This window comes from Stenotrophomonas sp. 220_Sma, assembly GCF_056487375.1.
Genome location: NZ_CM151348.1, coordinates 4,851,121 through 4,869,877, shown reverse-complemented (window position 1 = coordinate 4,869,877; position 18,757 = coordinate 4,851,121). Strand labels below are relative to the sequence as shown.

16 protein-coding genes and 1 riboswitch are annotated in these 18,757 nt (G+C 65.7%); of the genes, 9 read left to right on the top strand and 7 right to left on the bottom strand.

What is annotated here, in order from left to right; translation table 11 throughout:
- Positions 1–17 precede the first annotated feature (17 nt).
- Both ACZLIB_RS22630 and ACZLIB_RS22625 read left to right on the top strand, forming a co-directional pair.
- The gene (locus ACZLIB_RS22630) at positions 18–2,165 is read left to right on the top strand and encodes a S46 family peptidase (RefSeq protein ID WP_049462250.1); all 2,148 of its coding nucleotides are present in this window, start codon (positions 18–20) and stop codon (positions 2,163–2,165) included.
- A 135-nt stretch (positions 2,166–2,300) separates the two neighbouring features.
- Positions 2,301–5,747, top strand: a complete 3,447-nt coding sequence (locus ACZLIB_RS22625; RefSeq protein ID WP_032128461.1) for a hybrid sensor histidine kinase/response regulator — start codon at positions 2,301–2,303, stop codon at positions 5,745–5,747.
- Positions 5,748–5,819: 72 nt separating this feature from the next.
- Here ACZLIB_RS22625 and ACZLIB_RS22620 read toward each other — a convergent pair whose 3' ends face one another.
- The 4 genes from ACZLIB_RS22620 to acs all read right to left on the bottom strand — a co-directional run bounded on the left by ACZLIB_RS22620 (position 5,820) and on the right by acs (position 10,090).
- Positions 5,820–6,395: a manganese efflux pump MntP gene (locus ACZLIB_RS22620; protein WP_032128462.1), complete on the bottom strand. Its 576-nt coding sequence runs from the start codon at positions 6,393–6,395 to the stop codon at positions 5,820–5,822.
- Between the two features lie 88 nt (positions 6,396–6,483).
- A riboswitch (yybP-ykoY riboswitch) is annotated at positions 6,484–6,573 on the bottom strand.
- Positions 6,574–6,819: 246 nt separating this feature from the next.
- Positions 6,820–7,191 (bottom strand): hypothetical protein, encoded by a 372-nt coding sequence (locus ACZLIB_RS22615; protein ID WP_478468811.1) that lies wholly within the window; start codon positions 7,189–7,191, stop codon positions 6,820–6,822.
- 168 nt (positions 7,192–7,359) lie between these two features.
- Positions 7,360–8,025 (bottom strand): response regulator transcription factor, encoded by a 666-nt coding sequence (locus ACZLIB_RS22610; RefSeq protein ID WP_005420420.1) that lies wholly within the window; start codon positions 8,023–8,025, stop codon positions 7,360–7,362.
- Positions 8,026–8,146: 121 nt separating this feature from the next.
- Complete coding sequence (acs, locus tag ACZLIB_RS22605; protein WP_032128463.1) at positions 8,147–10,090, bottom strand: acetate--CoA ligase; 1,944 nt, start codon at positions 10,088–10,090, stop codon at positions 8,147–8,149.
- A 245-nt stretch (positions 10,091–10,335) separates the two neighbouring features.
- On the opposite strand from acs, the gene ACZLIB_RS22600 reads away from it, so the two are divergent.
- Both ACZLIB_RS22600 and ACZLIB_RS22595 read left to right on the top strand, forming a co-directional pair.
- Positions 10,336–11,763 carry a DcaP family trimeric outer membrane transporter gene (locus tag ACZLIB_RS22600; protein ID WP_049399159.1) on the top strand — a complete coding sequence of 476 codons (1,428 nt, stop codon included), beginning with the start codon at positions 10,336–10,338 and terminating at the stop codon, positions 11,761–11,763.
- 131 nt (positions 11,764–11,894) lie between these two features.
- Positions 11,895–13,559 (top strand): MFS transporter, encoded by a 1,665-nt coding sequence (locus ACZLIB_RS22595; RefSeq protein WP_422352856.1) that lies wholly within the window; start codon positions 11,895–11,897, stop codon positions 13,557–13,559.
- A gap of 140 nt (positions 13,560–13,699) precedes the next feature.
- Here the strand turns inward: ACZLIB_RS22595 and ACZLIB_RS22590 are convergent, their stop codons facing one another.
- Entirely contained in the window at positions 13,700–14,377 is a 678-nt protein-coding gene (locus ACZLIB_RS22590; RefSeq protein ID WP_478468809.1) for a hypothetical protein, read from the bottom strand.
- Positions 14,378–14,391: 14 nt separating this feature from the next.
- The gene (locus ACZLIB_RS22585) at positions 14,392–14,814 is read right to left on the bottom strand and encodes a hypothetical protein (protein ID WP_478468808.1); all 423 of its coding nucleotides are present in this window, start codon (positions 14,812–14,814) and stop codon (positions 14,392–14,394) included.
- Between the two features lie 74 nt (positions 14,815–14,888).
- Between ACZLIB_RS22585 and ACZLIB_RS22580 the strand changes: the two genes are divergently transcribed.
- From ACZLIB_RS22580 to xth, 4 genes are all read left to right on the top strand, one after another.
- Positions 14,889–15,068 (top strand): hypothetical protein, encoded by a 180-nt coding sequence (locus ACZLIB_RS22580; protein WP_478468807.1) that lies wholly within the window; start codon positions 14,889–14,891, stop codon positions 15,066–15,068.
- 70 nt (positions 15,069–15,138) lie between these two features.
- Positions 15,139–15,369, top strand: a complete 231-nt coding sequence (locus ACZLIB_RS22575) for a hypothetical protein (RefSeq protein ID WP_478468805.1) — start codon at positions 15,139–15,141, stop codon at positions 15,367–15,369.
- Between the two features lie 45 nt (positions 15,370–15,414).
- Positions 15,415–16,824, top strand: a complete 1,410-nt coding sequence (locus ACZLIB_RS22570; protein WP_478468804.1) for a coniferyl aldehyde dehydrogenase — start codon at positions 15,415–15,417, stop codon at positions 16,822–16,824.
- A gap of 119 nt (positions 16,825–16,943) precedes the next feature.
- Positions 16,944–17,711 (top strand): exodeoxyribonuclease III, encoded by a 768-nt coding sequence (xth, locus tag ACZLIB_RS22565; RefSeq protein ID WP_478468803.1) that lies wholly within the window; start codon positions 16,944–16,946, stop codon positions 17,709–17,711.
- A 72-nt stretch (positions 17,712–17,783) separates the two neighbouring features.
- Here the strand turns inward: xth and ACZLIB_RS22560 are convergent, their stop codons facing one another.
- Positions 17,784–18,035: a GlsB/YeaQ/YmgE family stress response membrane protein gene (locus tag ACZLIB_RS22560; RefSeq protein ID WP_005411656.1), complete on the bottom strand. Its 252-nt coding sequence runs from the start codon at positions 18,033–18,035 to the stop codon at positions 17,784–17,786.
- 84 nt (positions 18,036–18,119) lie between these two features.
- Here ACZLIB_RS22560 and ACZLIB_RS22555 point away from each other — a divergent pair, with 84 nt between their 5' ends.
- Positions 18,120–18,719, top strand: coding sequence for a 4'-phosphopantetheinyl transferase family protein (locus ACZLIB_RS22555; RefSeq protein ID WP_180847340.1), 600 nt, complete (start codon positions 18,120–18,122; stop codon positions 18,717–18,719).
- The last annotated feature ends 38 nt before the right edge of the window (positions 18,720–18,757 follow it).

Below are 18,757 nucleotides of genomic sequence, written 5' to 3'. Positions count from 1 at the left end.
TCGTACCGGATTGCCCCATGTCACCACGCAAAGCCCTTCCCACCGCCCTGGCCCTGGGCCTGACCCTCGCCGCCGGCGCCCACGCCGATGAAGGCATGTGGATGCCGACCCAGCTGCCGGAGCTGGCCAAGCCGCTGCAGGCCGCAGGCTTCAAGGGCAATCCGGCCGACCTGGCCAATGTCACCGCACCGCCGCTGAGCGCGGTGGTGCGTGCCGGTGGCGGCACCGGCTCGTTCGTATCGTCGGACGGCCTGCTGCTGACCAACCACCACGTGGCGATGGGCGTGATCCAGTACAACAGCTCGCCCGAGCACGACCTGATCAATGGTGGCTTCATCGCCAGGGACCGCGCCGACGAGCGCCCGGCCAACCCGGACTTCCGCGTGCTGGTCACCGTCGGCTTCGACAAGGTGACCGACCAGGTGCTGGCGCAGGCGCGTGGCAAGACCGGCCGTGCCTACTTCGATGCGGTGGATGCGGCCAGCAAGCAGATCGTGGCCGAGTGCGAGAAGGACGGCAGCGTGCGCTGCTCGGTGGCCAACATGTACTACGGCACCGATTTCTACCGCATTGCCCAGCTGGAGCTGAGCGACGTGCGATTGGTCTACGCGCCGCCGCGTGCGATCGGCAACTACGGCGATGAGATCGACAACTTCATGTGGCCGCGCCACACCGGCGACTTCACCCTGCTGCGCGCCTATGTCGGCAAGGACGGCAAGCCGGCCGCGTACAGCAAGGACAACGTGCCCTACCAGGCGCCGGCGCACCTGCAGATGTCGGTGGAAGGTCCGAAGGAAGGTGACTACGCGATGCTGGCCGGTTACCCGGGCATCACCTATCGCCACCGTACCGCGGCCGAATTCGCTGGCCAGATCGATACCGTGCTGCCGCGCCGCGTATCGGTGTTCCAGCAGATGATCGACACCATCGAGGCCGCCAGCGCCAAGGACGCGCAGGCGCGCACCCGCTACGCCTCGCAGCTGCAGTCGCTGAAGAACAACCGCAAGCGCGCCGCTGGTGAGCTGGAAGGCCTGTTGCGCAGCGACGCCAAGGCCCAGCGTGCCGCCGACGAGACGGCGATGCTGGCTGCCACCGACCGCAAGTACCAGGGCGACATCAAGGCGCTGCTGACCAACCTGTCGCAGGGTGCGGCGGTGGGCGAGCGTGACCTGCTGCTGGACCAGATGGCCGCACAGAGCCAGCTGCTGCGCTCGGCGCTGCTGCTGGAACGCCTGCGCATCGAATCGGCCAAGCCGGACGCGCAGCGCGAGAGTGGTTTCCAGCAGCGCGACCAGGCGATGATCGAAGGCGTGCTCAAGCAGGTCCAGCGCCGCTACGCGCCGGAGGTCGAGAAGGCGCTGCTGACCACCCTGCTGACCCGTTACCAGCAGCTGCCGGACGCGCAGCGCGTGGCCGAGTTCGATACGGCCTTCGGCCGTACCCCGGAGCAGCTGGCGAAGGCACTGGACACCCTGTACGCCGGCACCCAGCTGGGTGAAGAGGCACAGCGCCTGTCCCGTTTCGCTGCTGCGCGCGAAGGCAAGGCGCTGGCTGCCGATCCGCTGATCACCGTGGCCGCCCCGCTGGTGGCCGCGCAGCTGCGCATCGAGAACGAAAGCAAGACCCGCGAAGGCGAGCAGCTGCGCCTGCGCCCGGCGTACATGCAGGCGCTGTTCGCCTGGCGTGCCAAGCAGGGCCGTGCGGTGTACCCGGATGCCAACCGCACCCTGCGCATCAGCTACGGCAAGGTCGAAGCGCTGCATCCGCGCGACGGCGTGACCTACTCGCCGGTGACCACCGTGGCCGGCATCGTCGAGAAGAACACCAACGCCTATCCGTTCGATGCCCCCAAGCCGCTGCTGGCCGCGATCGCCAAGGGTGACTTCGGCAGCACCGCCGACCCGGCGCTGAAGACCCAGACGGTCAACTTCCTGACCAACCTGGATACCACCGGCGGCAACTCCGGCTCGCCGGTGCTCAACGCCAAGGGCGAACTGATCGGCCTGAACTTCGACAGCAACTGGGAATCGGTCAGCGCCAGCTGGTGGTTCGACCCGCGCTACAAGCGCGCCGTGCACGTGGACATGCGCTACCTGCGCTGGTTGCTGGCCAAGGTCTACCCGGCGCCGGAACTGCTGAAGGAAATGGGCGTTCCGGCCCAGTAAGAAGCCGGCCACGACCAATGGTCGTGGCCCGCACCGCGTAGGCCCCCACCTTGGTGGGGGTGGTTGCCCCCAACGAGCCCGCACCCCCGGCCACGCCTGGCCTACACTGCGGGTTCTTCCGACGGAAACGCGCGCGTGGTCTCCAGCTGGATCCTGCTGCTGGTCTCGGTTGCCTATGCCGCGCTGCTGTTCGGCGTGGCGTGGTGGGGTGACCGTCGGCCGATGTACCCCGACCGGCCGTGGCTGCGGCCGGTGGTCTACAGCCTGGCGCTGGCCGTGTACTGCTCGTCGTGGACGTTCTACGGTGCGGTCGGTACCGCCGTGCGCAACGGCGTGGGCTACCTGCCGATCTATATCGGTCCGTTGCTGCTGCTGTTGTTCGGCTGGCGCATCATCGAGCGCCTGGCGCTGATCGCACGCAGCCAGAACGTGGTGTCCATCGCCGACTTCATTTCCTCGCGCTTCGGTCGCTCGCGGCGGCTGGCGGCGCTGGTGGCGATCATCGCGCTGATCGGCATCATTCCGTACCTGGCCCTGCAGTACAAAGCAGTGGCGATGAGCCTGCAGGTACTGACCGGCAACACTGGCCCCACTGGCTTCTTCACCGATCCCGCGCTGTACGTGGCGCTGCTGATGGCGTTGTTCGCCACCCTGTTCGGTACCCGCCAGGTCGATGCCACCGAACACCACCACGGCATGATGCTGGCGATCGCCTTCGAATCGGTGATCAAGCTGCTGGCGATGCTGGCCGTGGGCGTGTTCGCCTACCTGTGGCTGAGCAACCGCACCGACGCGGTGGTCGAATCGGTGCATACGCTGTTCACCGGCCTGCCGCCGGTGGGTTTCATCTCGCAGACCCTGCTCAGTTTCCTCGCCATCATCTGCCTGCCGCGCCAGTTCCACGTGGCCGTGGTCGAGTGCGGCGATGTGCGCGACGTGCGCCGCGCGCGCTGGATGTTCGGCGGCTACCTGGTGCTGATCTCGGGCATGGTGCTGCCGATCGCCACCGCCGGCGTGACCCTGTTCGGCACCGGTGGCAGTGTTGCCGACGATTCGATGGTGCTGGCGCTGCCGCTGGCCGAGGGCCGCAACGCGCTGGCGCTGATTGCCTATGTGGGCGGTTTCTCGGCGGCCACCGGCATGGTGATCGTGTCGTCGATCGCGCTGGCCACCATGGTCAGCAACGATCTGGTGATGCCGGTGCTGCTGCGCCGGAGCGGTGACCACCAGGAGGCCGCCGACGTCGCCTCGCGCGTGCTGTGGATCCGCCGCCTGGCGATCCTGCTGCTGGCGCTGATGGCCTACAGCTACTACCGCACCAGCAGCAACGACAGCACGCTGGCCTCGTATGGCCTGATGGCGTTCGCAGCGGTGGCGCAGTTTGCGCCGGGCCTGATCGGCGGCCTGTACTGGCGTGGTGCCAGCCGGCGCGGCGTCGAGGTGGGCATGCTGCTCGGCTTTGCCACCTGGCTGTACACCCTGCTGCTGCCGGCGATGACGATGGCCGGCTGGGTCGATGCTGGCTGGGTGCAGCACGGCCCGTTCGGCATCGAGTGGCTGCGCCCGCAGCAGCTGTTCGGCATGACCGGCTGGGACCCGCTGACCCACGGCACGTTCTGGTCGCTGCTGGTCAACGCGGCGACGATGATGCTGGTGTCCGCGCGCTGGCGGCCCGGCGTCGACGAGCGGCTTCGCGCCGCGCCGTTCCTCGATCCGTATGCCGAGCGTCCATCGGTGGCCGGTGGCTGGCCGGGTCACGTGCACGTGGGTGACCTGCTGGCACTGGCCTCGCGGGTGGTCGGTGAACGTCACGCACGGCGCTCGTTCTTCGAACAGGCGCAGTCACTGGGCCGTGAGCTGCAATCCTCGGCACCTGCCGACCGGCCGTGGGTGCAGTTCACCGAGCGCCTGCTGGCCGCATCGATCGGTGCGGCATCGGCACGCCTGCTGCTGACCAGCCTGCTGCGTGGCTCGGGCATGGATCTGGGCGAAGTGGTGGCCGTGCTGGACGAAGCCGGGCAGGAGCTGCGCTTCAACCGCGAAATCCTGTCGACCACGCTGGAGAACATCAGCGCCGGGGTCAGCGTGGTCGATCCGGACATGCGGCTGACCGCATGGAATCGCCGCTACCAGGACATGTTCGGCTACCCCGACGGCATGCTCTACGTGGGCCGCCCGGTGGCCGACCTGATCCGCTACAACGCCGAGCGCGGTGAGCTGGGCGAGGGCGATATCGAAGTGCAGATCAACCGCCGCATCGGCTACATGCGCGCCGGTTCACCGCACGTGTTCGAGCGCACCCGCAGCGACGGCAAGGTGATCGAGATGCGCGGCCAGGCACTGCCCGGTGGCGGCTACGTGACCAGCTACAACGACATCACCGACTACAAGCATGCGGAAAAAGCACTGTTGGAAGCCAACGAGACGCTGGAGCAGCGCGTGGCCGAGCGCTCGCATGAGGCCGAGGTCGCGCAGCAGTCGAAGACCCGTTTCCTGGCGGCGATCAGCCACGACGTGCTGCAGCCGTTGAACGCAGCGCGCCTGTTCGCTTCGGCACTGCGCGACAGTGATCACGTGAGTGACGAGCAGAAGCATCTGGCCGAGCGTGTGGACGCTTCGTTGCGTGCGGCCGAAGAGCTGCTCGATGGCCTGCTGGATGTGTCGCGGCTGGATGCCGGCGGCCTGCATCCGGTGATCGGCGAGTTCGACGTGAGCGCGTTGATGCGTGAGCTGGCCGCGCAGTACACCCCGGTCGCGGCTGGCCGCGGCCTGCGCCTGGACCTGTTCGCACGCCCTGCGTGGGTGCGCAGTGACCGCCGCCTGCTGCGCCGCGTGCTGCAGAACTTCCTGGCCAATGCGCTGCGCTACACCCGCCAGGGCCGCATCGTGCTGGCCGTGCGGCAACGCGGCGATGAAGTGGAACTGCAGGTGTGGGATACCGGCCCCGGCATTCCCGAGCACCATATGCGTCAGATCTTCGACGAGTTCCACCGCTACCAGCAACCATTCGACTGGGGCGAACAGGGGTTGGGCCTGGGCCTGTCGATCTGCCAGCGCATCTCGCGCCTGCTCGACCATCGGTTGAACGCACGCAGCCGGGTCGGCAAGGGCTCGATGTTCTCGATCATCCTGCCGCGGGTGGCACCGCTGCCGGGCTACACCGAGCTGGCCACACCCGCACAGACCGTCGCCGCGCCAGTACGCAGCGATTCGCTGGCGGGCCTGCGCGTGCTGTGCGTGGACAACGACGAGGAGATCCTTGATGGCATGCGCGCGCTGCTGGGCCGTTGGCAGGTGCAGGTGATCACTGCGGCCACCGTCGACCAGGCGCTGGAGAAGATCGTCGAGCGCCCGCAGGTGATGCTGGTGGATTACCACCTGCACGACCGCATGGACGGCCTGGATGCGCTGGTGGCGCTGCGCGAAGCCGCCGGTTACCCGCTGCCTGGCGCGCTGCTGACTGCCGATGGTCGCGACGAGCTGAAGCGGATGGCGCGCGAACGGGGCTACCGCGTGCTGACCAAGCCGATCAAGCCGGCCTCGCTGCGCGCCTTCCTGGGCGCGCTGCGCGATGCGCAGTAGATCCACGCCATGCGTGGATGTGACGTCAGGTAGTGCCGGCCGCTGGCCGGCAACCACGTAATCGCGGAAGCGTTACCCCAGGCCGTGCAGGTGTTCGTACAGGATCGTCGCGCCGATGATCACCAGGATCACGCCGCCGATGATCTCGGCACGCTTGCCGACCATGCTGCCCAGCACGCGGCCGAGCATGATGCCGACAGTGACCATGGTCAGCGTGCACAGGCCGATGACCGCTGCCATCACGCCGATATGCACGTCCATGAAAGCCAGGCCGATGCCCACCGCCATCGCGTCGATGCTGGTGGCGAATCCGGTCAGCGCAAGCTTCCAGAAGCCGTGGTGCTGCGAGGGGTCTTCGTCTTCGTCGGCACTGTCCGGTCGCAGGCCGTTGTAGATCATGTGGATGCCCAGTGCGCCGAGCAGGCCGAAGGCGATCCAGTGGTCGAAGGCTTCGACATACTGCAGGGCGGCGCGGCCGAGCAGCCAGCCGATGATGGGCGTGATCGCCTCGATGACGCCGAAGATGATGCCGGCACGCAGTGCGTCGCGGAACACCGGCTTGCGCATGGCCGCACCCTTGCCGATCGCCGCGGCGAAGGCATCGGTGGACATGGCAAAGCCGATCAGGAGGATCGAAATGGGGGACATGGGCGGCGGCTGAGGTCGGGCTAGGACGGACGCACGGCCTGCGCTCGCGCCCAACCTGACGTTGCGCGCGCGGGCCGCTGGTCTCGCCAACCATCATGGTTGTCCACGCCACGGCGCACTGGCCGAGTATGTTGACGTGGACGATTCCTGCGTAGGAATCCGGCTACTCCCCAAGGGGACGCGCAGCTTAGCATCGCGATTCGCGCATGGCGCATTTCCAGCGAAACGCGCAGGCAGGGCTGGTTTGTATAGCGATGGCTATATCGAGAGCGCAGCGGTGCCTGGTAGTGCCGGCCGCTGGCCGGCAGGTGCACCATCAAAAGCGTGCCAAGCAAGCTTGGCACCTACCGGAGCAGTGCCTGATGGTGCTGTGCCATGCCTGGAGGCCTGGGACCATCCGGACAGCCTTCGCGAACGAAAGCGATCAACGTGCGGATACTTTCGATTCTGTTGAGGGCAGGGTGAGAGGTTGCTCATCGGCTGGGCGGGTCATTGAACTGATCTGGAACTGACACCAGTCACGCATGATCTGCAGATTCGAGACCCGCTGCGGATCGTCCTCCCCGCTGGGCCCCACTGCACGAATGCGCAATGCAGCGATGCTTCTCTCGAGATCGTCGACATGGGTGAGCAACTGCTCATTGGCTGCACATTCAAGATCGGCGAAGAGCCGCTGGTACCTTGAATAGCCGAGATCAGGCATGAACCTGCCACTCACGCGCCAGGATTCATATCGGAAGCGCTGGACTACACCAATCTTCAAGCCGTCGGTATCGATCAGTGTCCAGGTGTCCATCGTTCCGGGCGGGAAGTTGGAACGTCCAGCTTGAGACCGAATCCATCATCCCGCCAGAGCTGATTGCGTCATCGGCGGGGCTGGGCAAAAGTGCCAAGCAAGCTTGGCACCTACCGAAGCGATTTCAGGCGGCTTCAGGCCAATGCCGGCCAGCGGCCGGCACTACCTTCAGTCTTCTTCCGGCGGCAGCACGATGGCGTCGTCGTCGATCGCCAGCTTGCCGGCCATCAGCACGGCCTGGGTGCGGTTGGTCACGCCCAGCTTGCGCAGGATGGCGGTGACGTGGGCCTTGATCGTCGCTTCGGACACGTTGAGGTCGTAGGCGATCTGCTTGTTCAAGCGACCGGCGCCCAGCATCTGCAGCACGCGGAACTGCTGCGGGGTCAGCTCGCGCAGGCGCTGGCCGACTTCGCGTTCCTCGCTGCCGGTGGGCGGCACGTTGTGCGCTTCCGGCGGTGCCCAGGTCTCGCCATCGAGGATGGTGCCCAGCGCGTGGCCGATGGTGTCCGAATCCGCAGACTTCGGAATGAAGCCCAGCGCGCCGTGGTCGAGCGCGCGGCGCATCACCGTGGCTTCTTCGCGCGCGGACACCACGACCACCGGCAGCTGCGGATGCAGCGAGCGCATGTGCACCAGCGCGTTGAAACCCTGCGCACCGGGCATGTTGAGATCCATCAGGACCAGGTCGGCGTCGTTGTGCTGGTCGGCCAGCGCGTACAGCGCTTCCACGCTGTCGGCTTCGAACAGCTGCACGCCGGGGATGACCCGCTGTACCGCCCCACGCAGGGCTTCGCGGAACAGCGGGTGGTCATCGGCAATCAGGAGGGTGGTCATGGGTCGAGCTTATCGATCAGGAAAAAGAGCGACGTGATGGCAGGTGCAGGACGGGTCGGACACGGCCGGGTCCCTCCTCCCGGCCACGTCCCTGGCGCGTCCTGCGCCTGCGGTCACGCCATCAGCGCACCTTGCGCTCGTCCACCAGCGACGCCACCACCGACGGATCGGCCAGGGTCGAGGTGTCGCCAAGCTGGTCCGGTGCGTTCTCGGCGATCTTGCGCAGGATGCGGCGCATGATCTTGCCCGAGCGGGTCTTGGGCAGGCCCGGCGCCCACTGCAGGTGGTCCGGCGTGGCGATCGGGCCGATCTCCTTGCGCACCCAGGCGACCAGTTCCTTCTGCAGCTCATCGCTCGGTGCTTCTTCGGCCACCAGGGTGACGTAGGCGTAGATGCCCTGGCCCTTCACGTCGTGCGGGAAGCCGACCACGGCCGCTTCGGCCACCTTCGGGTGCGAGACCAGCGCACTTTCCACTTCGGCGGTGCCGATGCGGTGGCCGGACACGTTGATCACGTCGTCGACGCGGCCGGTGATCCAGTAGTAGCCGTCTTCGTCGCGGCGGCAACCGTCGCCGGTGAAGTAGCTGCCCGGGTAGGTGCGGAAATACGTATCGATGAAACGCTGGTGGTCGCCGTACACCGTGCGCATCTGGCCCGGCCAGGAATCGCGGATGATCAGGTTGCCCTCGGTTGGGCCGTCCTGGATCTCGCCATCGGCATTGACCAGCGCCGGCTGCACGCCGAAGAAGGGCAGGGTGGCCGAGCCCGGCTTGAGGTCCATCGCGCCGGCCAGCGGCGAGATCAGGATGCCGCCGGTCTCGGTCTGCCACCAGGTATCGACGATCGGGCAGCGGCTGTCGCCGACCACCTCGTAGTACCAGCGCCAGGCTTCCGGATTGATCGGTTCGCCGACGCTGCCGAGCAGGCGCAGCGACGCGCGCGAGGTCTTCTTCACCGGCTCCTCGCCTTCGCGCATCAGTGCGCGGATTGCGGTCGGGGCGGTGTAGAAGATGCTCACCTTGTGCTTGTCGATGACGTTCCAGAAGCGCGAGGTGTCCGGGTAGTTCGGCACGCCTTCGAACATCAGCGAGGTCGCGCCGTTGGCCAGCGGGCCGTACACGATGTAGCTGTGGCCGGTGACCCAGCCGACGTCGGCGGTGCACCAGTAGATGTCGTCCTCGCGCAGATCGAACACCGCTTCATGGGTGTAGGCAGCGTACAGCAGGTAGCCGCCGGTGGTGTGCAGCACGCCCTTCGGCTTGCCGGTGGAACCGGAGGTGTAGAGGATGAACAGCGGGTCTTCCGCGTTCATGCGTTCCGGTTCGCAGGTAGCCGGCTGGCTGTCCACCACATCGTGGAACCAGCGATCGCGCGGCGCCTGCATGTCCACCGCGCCACCGGTGTGGCGCACTACCAGCACGGTTTCAACCGTGTTCGTGCCGGGCAGCTTCAGCGCGGCATCGACGTTGGCCTTCAGCGGAATCTTTCGACCACCGCGCAGACCCTCGTCTGCGGTGATGATCAGCTTGCTCTGGCAGTCGCTGACGCGGTCGGCGATCGAGTTCGGTGCGAAGCCACCGAACACCACCGAGTGGATCGCACCGATGCGTGCGCAGGCCAGCATGGCCACGGCGGCGTCGACGATCATCGGCAGGTAGATGGTGACCCGATCGCCCTTCTTGACCCCGAGGTTGCGCAGCGCGTTGCCGAGGCGGCAGGTGCGCTCGTACAGCTCGCGATAGGTCACGTGCTGCGCCGGTGCGTCCGGGCCGTCCGGCTCGAACAGCAGGGCGGTCTTGTCGCCACGCTTCTCCAGCTGGCGGTCCAGGCAGTTCACACTGGCATTGAGCTCGCCATCTTCGAACCACTTGATGTGGAAATCGGACAGGTCGTAGCTGACGTTCTTGATCTTCGTCGGCTTGCGCATCCACTCCAGGCGCTCGGCGGCCTTGCCCCAGAAACCATCCGGGTCGGTCACCGAAGCCTGGTACTGCTGTTCGTACGACGTCTTGTCGATGCGTGCCTTGGCGGCGAACTGCGGATCGACGGGGTAGATATCAGCCATGGCACCCTCACTTGCACGTTGACTTTGTATGTGCGGTCGCAGCATCGCAGCGACCGATCCCCCTCAGTTTGCCCCATCCACCCCCGGCCGCGTCACCACTCTGGTTAGACCATGGTCGAAAGTGAGCGCCCAGCAGGGCCGGGTTCGACCAATGGCGAATAGCCGCTATACATAATCGCCCCGCAGTCTCGGCTCGACCGTGCCCCACGCGCGGCATCACCTTGCCACTTGGGAGAGAGGGCAACATGAGCCACCGTACGTTGAAAGCCGTGCGCAAACCTTTGGCGGCCTGCCTGTTGGTCGCCCTGGTCGCACCGGGCATGGCGTTCGCTGAGACCGCCAAAGAGAAAGCGCTGGAAGCACGCGTTGCCGAACTGGAACGCCAGGTCCAGCTGCTGCTGTCTTCGCAGCAACAACAACAGACCCAGATCAGCCAGACCCAGCAGGCGGTGACCGAAGTCCGCACGGTGCAGGCCGAGCAGAAGCCGGTCGCCTCGGTGCCGGCGGGCAAGCAGCCGATCCAGGTCACCACCATCACCCCGGGCGCCGCGCCGGGCACCACGGTCAAGATCGGCGGCTTCATCAAGGCCGATTTCCTCGCCACCCAGACCAGCGATGGCCAGCTGGCCGACGACGCCACCGGCCGCTCGCTGTACCTGCCGGGCCAGACCCCGGTGGAAGGCGCCGGCGGCAGCGGCAAGCGTTCGGGTACCGACTTCAATGCCCACGCCAAGTTCTCGCGCTTCAACCTGGGCATCGACAACGTGAGCGAATCGGGCAACAAGGCCGGTGCGTTCTTCGAGATGGACTTCTTCGGCAACTCGCTGGGCAACCAGACCGCGACCAATACCTACGGTGTGACCCTGCGCCACGCCTACATGTACTGGAACAACTGGATGGCCGGCCAGACCTGGTCCAACTTCATGGACGCGGCCGCACTGCCGGAAGCGGTCGACTTCGTCGGTCCCACCGACGGCGTGATCTTCGTGCGCCAGGCCCAGGTGCGCTACACCCAGGGTGGCTTCAGCGTCGCGCTGGAAAACCCGGAAACCACCACGCTCACCGGTACCCGCAACCCGGTCACCGGCGCCTGGACCAACGCCAGCGCCAACTCCGATCGTGGCAGCCTGCCTGATCTGACCATGCGCTATGGCTGGAAGGGCGACTGGGGCACCTTCGGTGTCGGCGGCATCGTCCGCCAGCTGAAGGTCGACAACCAGGCCACCGGCGCCAAGGCCGACAAGGTGGCCGGCGGCCTGACCCTGGGCGGCAAGTGGGTGATGGGCGACAGCGATTCGCTGCACTACCAGCTGACCGGCGGCGAAGGCATCGCCCGCTACATCGGCCTGGGCATCACCGCCGACAGTGCCTACGACGTTGCCCGCGACGAGCTCAACCCGACCGGCGTGCTTGCCGGCTACGTGGGCTGGCGGCATGCGTTCTCGCCGAAGCTGCGCACCAACCTGATCTACGCGCGCAGCGACTACGACAACGACAGCATCCTCGGCCCGCTGGTGACCAAGAGCGTGCAGAGCATCCGCGGCAACATCTTCTACTCGCCGCTGCCCAAGGTCGATATCGGTGCGGAGCTGATGTACGGCCGTCGCGAAGTGGAGAACGGCAACAAGGGTGACATCACCCGGTTGCAGTTCACCACCAAGTACAGCTTCTAAGAGCGTGCCGGCCAGCGGCCGGCACCTACCGAGATAGGGTGCCGGTCACGGTCGGCACCTACCGAATTGTGTGCCGATCAACGGTCGGCACCCACCGACCCAGGTCGGCATCTACAGAGGGAAAACGTCCCATGTCCAGCACTGCATCAAGCCCGCACAATCCAGCGGGCACCCTGACCAAGGGCCACAAGAAGGTCATCTTCGCCTCGAGCCTCGGTACGGTCTTCGAGTGGTATGACTTCTTCCTGTACGGCTCACTCGCCGCCATCATCGCCAAGCAGTTCTTCAGTGGTGTCAATGAAACCACGGGCATGATCTTCGCCCTGCTGGCCTTCGCCGCCGGCTTCTTCGTGCGTCCGTTCGGCGCGGCCTTCTTCGGCAGCCTCGGCGACCGCATCGGCCGCAAGTACACCTTCCTGGTCACCATCCTGATCATGGGCATCTCGACCTTCCTGGTCGGCGTGCTGCCCAACTACGCTTCGATCGGCTTCGCCGCACCGGTGATCCTGATCATCCTGCGCCTGGCCCAGGGCCTGGCGATGGGCGGCGAGTACGGCGGTGCCGCCACCTACGTGGCCGAGCATGCGCCGGACGACAAGCGCGGCCTGTACACCAGCTTCATCCAGTGCACCGCCACGCTCGGCCTGTTCATGTCGCTGCTGATCATCCTGGCCTGCCGCTACTTCCTCGGCAACGAAGCCTTCGAAGCCTGGGGCTGGCGTATTCCGTTCCTGGTCTCGATCCTGCTGCTGGGTGTGTCCGTGTGGATCCGCCTGCAGCTGAGCGAGTCGCCGCTGTTCCAGCAGATGAAGTCCGAGGGCAAGGGTTCCAAGACGCCGTTCCGTGACAGCCTGAAGGGCGGCAACCTGAAGCTGATGCTGCTGGTCCTGCTGGGTGCTGCGGCCGGCCAGGCGGTGGTGTGGTACGGCGGCCAGTTCTACGCGCTGTTCTTCCTCAGCAGCATGCTGAAGGTCGATGCCACCACTTCCTACCTGCTGATCGCCGCCGCGCTGGCGCTGGGCGTGCCGTTCTTCATCTTCTTCGGCTGGCTGTCCGACCGTATCGGCCGCAAGAAGATCATCCTGGCCGGCTGCCTGCTGGCCGCCGTCACCTACATCCCGATCTTCAAGGGCCTGACCCACTTCGCCAACCCGGCCATCGAAGAAGCCCGCAGCAGCTCGCCGGCCCTGGTCGTGGCCGATCCGGCCACCTGCTCGTTCCAGTTCGATCCGGTTGGCCTGCGCAAGTTCACCAGCTCCTGCGACGTGGCCACCGCCGCGCTGACCAAGGCCGGCGTGCCGTACGACGTGCAGCCCGCCGCCGCCGGTTCGCTGGCGATGGTGAACGTGGGCAGTGCCAGCGTCACTTCGTATGAAGCCGCTGGCCTGACCAAGGAAGAGGGCAAGGCCAAGGCCGATGCGTTCGGTGCGGAACTGAAGACCGCCCTGACCACCGCCGGCTACCCGGCCAAGGCCGATGGCGCACGCATCAACATCGCCGGCACGATCTTCATGCTGTGGCTGCTGGTGCTGTACGTGACCATGGTCTACGGCCCGATTGCCGCCTACCTGGTCGAACTGTTCCCGACCCGCATCCGCTACACCTCGATGTCGCTGCCGTACCACATCGGCAACGGCTGGTTCGGTGGCTTCCTGCCGGCGATCTCGTTCGCACTGGTGGCCGGTACCGGCAACCTGTACTACGGCCTGTGGTACCCCATCATCATCGCGCTGATGTCGGTGGTGATCGGCGGCCTGTTCCTGCGCGAGACCAAGGACGTGGATATCACCAAGTAACCGGCGTGCCGACCAACGGTCGGCACCCACCGGGTTTCAGGGGCCGCGGTGCAGACCGCGGCCTTTCTGTTTGTGGGGTGGCGACTGGGGTCGGATCCCTTTCGCGCGCGAATGGGCTCCGACCCCAACCGCAGGACGTGCTACTCCGAGCATCCATCGCTCAGCTCAAGCTGTCGCCTTGAAAACGCTTCGATGCAGAACCGACGCTGCGCGCTCTCATCGCCTGCCTGGCGGATCTGCCTGCGCAACTGGTCGGCTCCCGGACAACGCGCAGCGCGAGCGACAACGAGGTTGCATACAGGAACGAACGGGAAGTGCACCTCATTGCGAGGGATGTTCAGCCTCTCGTTCCAGGCTTCGAACGGAAAGAGCAAGTGCAACAGCCCGTCCACCGCTTCATCTTTGCGTGGCCGCGTGAGGGCGACATCCGGTGAGTCCTTGAGCAACATCTCATAGGCATCCAGAAAGCGACGGCCATGACCATCGTGTTCTGCCGGCGTCTCTGCCCGCCGCAAGGCCGCGTAGTAGGAAAAAAGGTGCTCTGCATCAGGTGCGCTGCAGGTGACGTCACGTGGCAGCGATTGCGCGTCATCGGGCTCTGTTGGCTTGCATGAGATGCGGTTCAGTCGCTCCTCCAATGCAGCCAGCACCCGATCGATGGTGGCGCCAGAGGTGGGCTCGCCGTCCAGCTCGCCCACAAGCGACGCCAGGCTGTCGCCAACCATCGGAATGTACTCTCGCTCTGCATCCAGCACGAAATGGGCATGGGGCGGCGGCGGTGCAGTCGACGCCGCAGACAGAGACAGTACTGCGGCCATCGCTAGAGCCACCATCATCGATTGCACACCAGATCGCCAATGGAATCAGGCTGCAGGGCGATGGAGCACCGCCTGATCGCCTTGCGCCCCCTTCGCGAGGGAGTGAATTCCACTTCTACATCCAGACGATCATCGTGGAAATCGAGGGTCTTGAAGTCGACCAAGGCGAAGTCGCGATCAAATCGGGTCTCGCCGAGAGAACAGATGGTCCGTTCGCGCAGGAAGACGCCTGGATGACCGGGTTTCAGGTACTGGATCGTCAGGCACGGATTGTCTGTTGTCAGCAGGTATCTGACCAGGAGATTCCCTGCCCCTCCCAGTTCCGCATTGGTGACCTTCGAATAGTCGATAGGGTGTTCGGTGGCCTTGGTGGTGTTGCTGAGCAGAGCAACACCAATAACAAGCATCGAAGCTGGAGGAGTCAGCAGCCGACTCAACACACCAGATCTCCAATGGTGCCATTTCGTATCGGGACTGAGCAGGTTCGTACATCATCAAAGCTGGGAGGAGCATGTATGATTTCGATTTCCAGGCTCAGACGATCGGCTTTGAACTCGACGTTCGTGATTTCGACGGAACTGAAATCATTCGAAAATTTCATTCCCCCGATCGAGCAGATTTCCTTCTGGTGGATGGGCGTATCCAGCGAGGCAGAATTGAAGATCTGGATCGCGAAGCATGGGGAACTTGAGGATTCAAAGAATCGAACCCAATATCCCTGCATTTTTGAGGTCTTGGCTTTGACGACCCGGGTGTAATCAATGGGTGGACTTGCTGCGATGGCGGTTCCATTAATCAGAACCCAGCCAGCCAAGCATGCGGAGATCATTCGCATTTTTCCATCATCTGGTTTCGGCAAGATCATTACCCTGATGCGGATAAACCAGCTTGGCTATGAAGCAAGTACGAAATTGCACGTTTTCTTAGTGTTCTTGGATCGGATGACGTTATTGAACCCATCCCGGCCAATGTGGCCACGCGCCACGGCGTGAAGGTTGGCATGCGAGTCGAGCACGGCTCGACTCTACAATCGGCCCATGACCACCACCACGCCGACCGAGCTCCCCGCCATCCTGCACACCCTGCGCAGCGCCTGGCAGTCGCAGCGGCCCACACTCGACCAGCGCGAGGCCGACCTGCGCCGCCTGCGCGAGGCGTTGAAGCCGCGTCTGGACGAAATGGCCCAGGCCATCGCCGAAGACTTCGGCCATCGCGCCCACGTTGAATCGAAACTGGCCGATGGCATGAGCGTGCTGTCGGCCATCGACCACCTGCGCCGCCATCTGCGGCGCTGGTCGAAGCCGCAGCGGGTGGGCGCCGGTTGGCGACTGTGGCCGGCGCGCGCGCAGCTGCGGCCGACGCCGCTGGGCGTGGTCGGGGTGATCTCGCCCTGGAACTACCCGGTCACGCTGGCATTGGTGCCACTGGCCACCGCCATCGCCGCCGGCAATCACGTGCTGCTCAAGCCTTCGGAACACACGCCGCGCACCAGCGCGTTCCTGGCTGATCTGCTGGCCAGTGTGTTTCCGCCCGATCGGGTGGCGGTGGTGCAGGGCGAGGCGGACGTGGCCGCAGCGGTGTCGTCGCTGCCGCTGGACCATCTGCTGTTCACCGGCTCGACGGCGGTTGGCCGCAAGGTGATGGCCGCAGCGGCCGAACATCTGGTACCGGTCACGCTGGAACTGGGCGGCAAGTCGCCGGCGATTGTCTGTCGCGATTTCCCGCTGGATAAAGCCGCAGCGCGGCTCGCCACCGGAAAATGGTTCAACGCCGGGCAGACCTGCATCGCACCGGACTACGTGCTGATCGATACCGCGCGCCAGCGTGAGTTCGTGCAGGCGTTGCAGCAGCAGGTACGCGAGCGCTACGGCGATTTCAGCAGCGCCGACGACTACACGCGCATCATCAACGAAGGCCAGTACCGGCGCCTGCAGGGTTATCTGGCGCAGGCGCGCGAACGCGGCGTGCCGGTGATTCCGTTGGCGCAGGTGGATGAGGCGCGCGCCGACCGCGAGCGCCTGCTGGTGCCGACCGTGGTGCTGGACCCGCCGGACGACCTGGACCTGATGCGCGAGGAGATCTTCGGGCCTATCCTGCCGGTGCGGGCTTACCCGGATCTGGATGCTGCGCTGGCCGACGTACTGTCCCGCGACCGGCCGCTGGCGCTGTATCCCTTCAGCCATGACCGGGCCACGGTCGAGCGCATCCTCGGCCAGGTGGTGGCCGGTGGGGTGACGGTCAACGACACGCTGCTGCACTTCGCTGCCGACGGGCTGCCGTTCGGCGGCGTGGGCGCCAGCGGCATGGGCGCGTACCACGGCCGGGCCGGGTTCGATGCGATGAGCAAGCGGCTGCCGGTGCTGTGGCAGTCGCGCTGGGCTGCCAGTGACCGGCTGCGGCCGCCGTATTCGAAGATTGCGGGGTTGTTGAAGTTCCTCTTGCGGTGATCGGGTTCCGGTAGTTGCCAACCTTGGTTGGCACACGGTGATTGCTGGCGCCAACCAAGGTTGGCGTCTACGGGGGTATATGGGCGCCCATCAAGGCCCACCCGGGTAGAATGGCCCCCATGAAGATCGCCTCGTGGAACGTCAATTCGCTCAATGTCCGCCTGCCGCACCTGGAGCAGTGGCTCAAGGACTTCGGCCCGGACATCGTCGGTATCCAGGAAACCAAGCTGGAGGACCACAAGTTCCCCGATTCGGCGCTGATCGCCGCGGGCTACCGCAGCGTGTTCGCCGGCCAGAAGACCTACAACGGCGTGGCGCTGCTGTCGCGTGAGCCGGCGCAGGACGTGCAGATCGGCATTCCCGGCTTCGAGGACGAGCAGAAGCGCGTCATCGCCGGTACCTTCGGCGACCTGCGGGTGATCAACCTGTACGTGGTCAACGGCCAGGACATCGGCACCGACAAGTACGACTACAAGCTGCGCTGGCTGGAAGCGGTGCATGCCTGGATCGCCGAAGAACTGCAGCGGCACCCGAAGCTGATCGTGATGGGCGACTTCAACATCGCCCCGGACGCGCGCGATGTGCACGACCCGGAGGTGTGGAACGACAACCACATCCTCACCTCCACCGCCGAGCGCGGCGCGCTCAACAAGCTGCTGCAGCTGGGCCTGCACGATGGCTTCCGCCTGCACAATGACGAGGCGGGCACCTTCAGCTGGTGGGATTACCGTGCCGCGGGCTTCCGCCGCAACCTGGGCCTGCGCATCGATCTGACCCTGGTCTCCGATGCGCTGAAGGGTAGCGCGATCGCCTCGGGCATTGATCGTGAGCCGCGCACCTGGGAACGCCCGAGTGACCACGCGCCGGCGTGGGTGCAGATCGGTTGAACGAACGGGGCCCGACGATTGCCGGGCCCGTTGTGATGCGTCTGCCGGCCAGCGTCCGGCACGACTGCCGCGTCAGCGTATGCTCTTGCGGGTGAACAGGTTGACGATCGCCAGCAGGATCACCGCACCGATCAGCGAGAACAGGAAGGTGCGGATGGTGATCGCTTCGTTGATGCCGCCGCCGAACAGCCAGCCGGAAATCAGCGCGCCGACGATGCCGACCACGATGTTGAGGATGATGCCCTGCTGGGCATCGCGCTTCATGATGATGCTGGCCAGCCAGCCTACGATGCCGCCGACGATCAGCCAGATGATGATGCCCATGATCGAACCTCCGGTGGGGAACTGTGACCAGTTGACGCGCACGGCCGTGAACCCGTCGTGGAATTGCGTGATGGGCGCGTGCGGATGAGCCTGCCAGCCACCCTCGACGGCCCGTGGCGCTTTGGTCCGGTGACGGTCTGGCGGCGCCCGCACGTGCCGGGCCAGCGCGGCGAACCGCAGGCGCGGCAGGTGCTGGCGCAGGCGCTGGGCGCCGACCCGGAGACGCTGCCGCTGGTCCGCGATGACAAGGGCCGGCCGGAGCTGAGCGGCGCGTTGGCCCACTACGGCACCGGCTGGAGCCACAGCGGCGAGGTGCTGCTGGTGGCGCTGGGCGAGGGCGTGCGGCTGGGCGTGGACCTGGAACTGCTGCGCCCGCGGCCGCGTCTTCTGGAAATCGTGCAGCGCTTCTTCCACCCCGAGGAAGTGGCCTGGCTGGAAAGCCTGGACGAGGCCGGGCGCGAGCACTGGTTCTTCCGCGTGTGGTGCGTCAAGGAAGCCATCCTGAAGGCGCACGGGCAAGGCATCTCGTTCGGCCTGCACCGCCTGCAGCTGGCACCGGGGGCCGATGGCGCCCTGCACCTGCGCTGGTGCGACCCGGAACTGGGTGAGGCCGCGCGCTGGCACCTGCACGAATGGCAGGCCACCGGCCAGTTCCGTGCGGCATTGGCCTGGTATCCACACTGAAGCGGGGAATCAGCGCGCAAAACCGGCGATAATGGCGG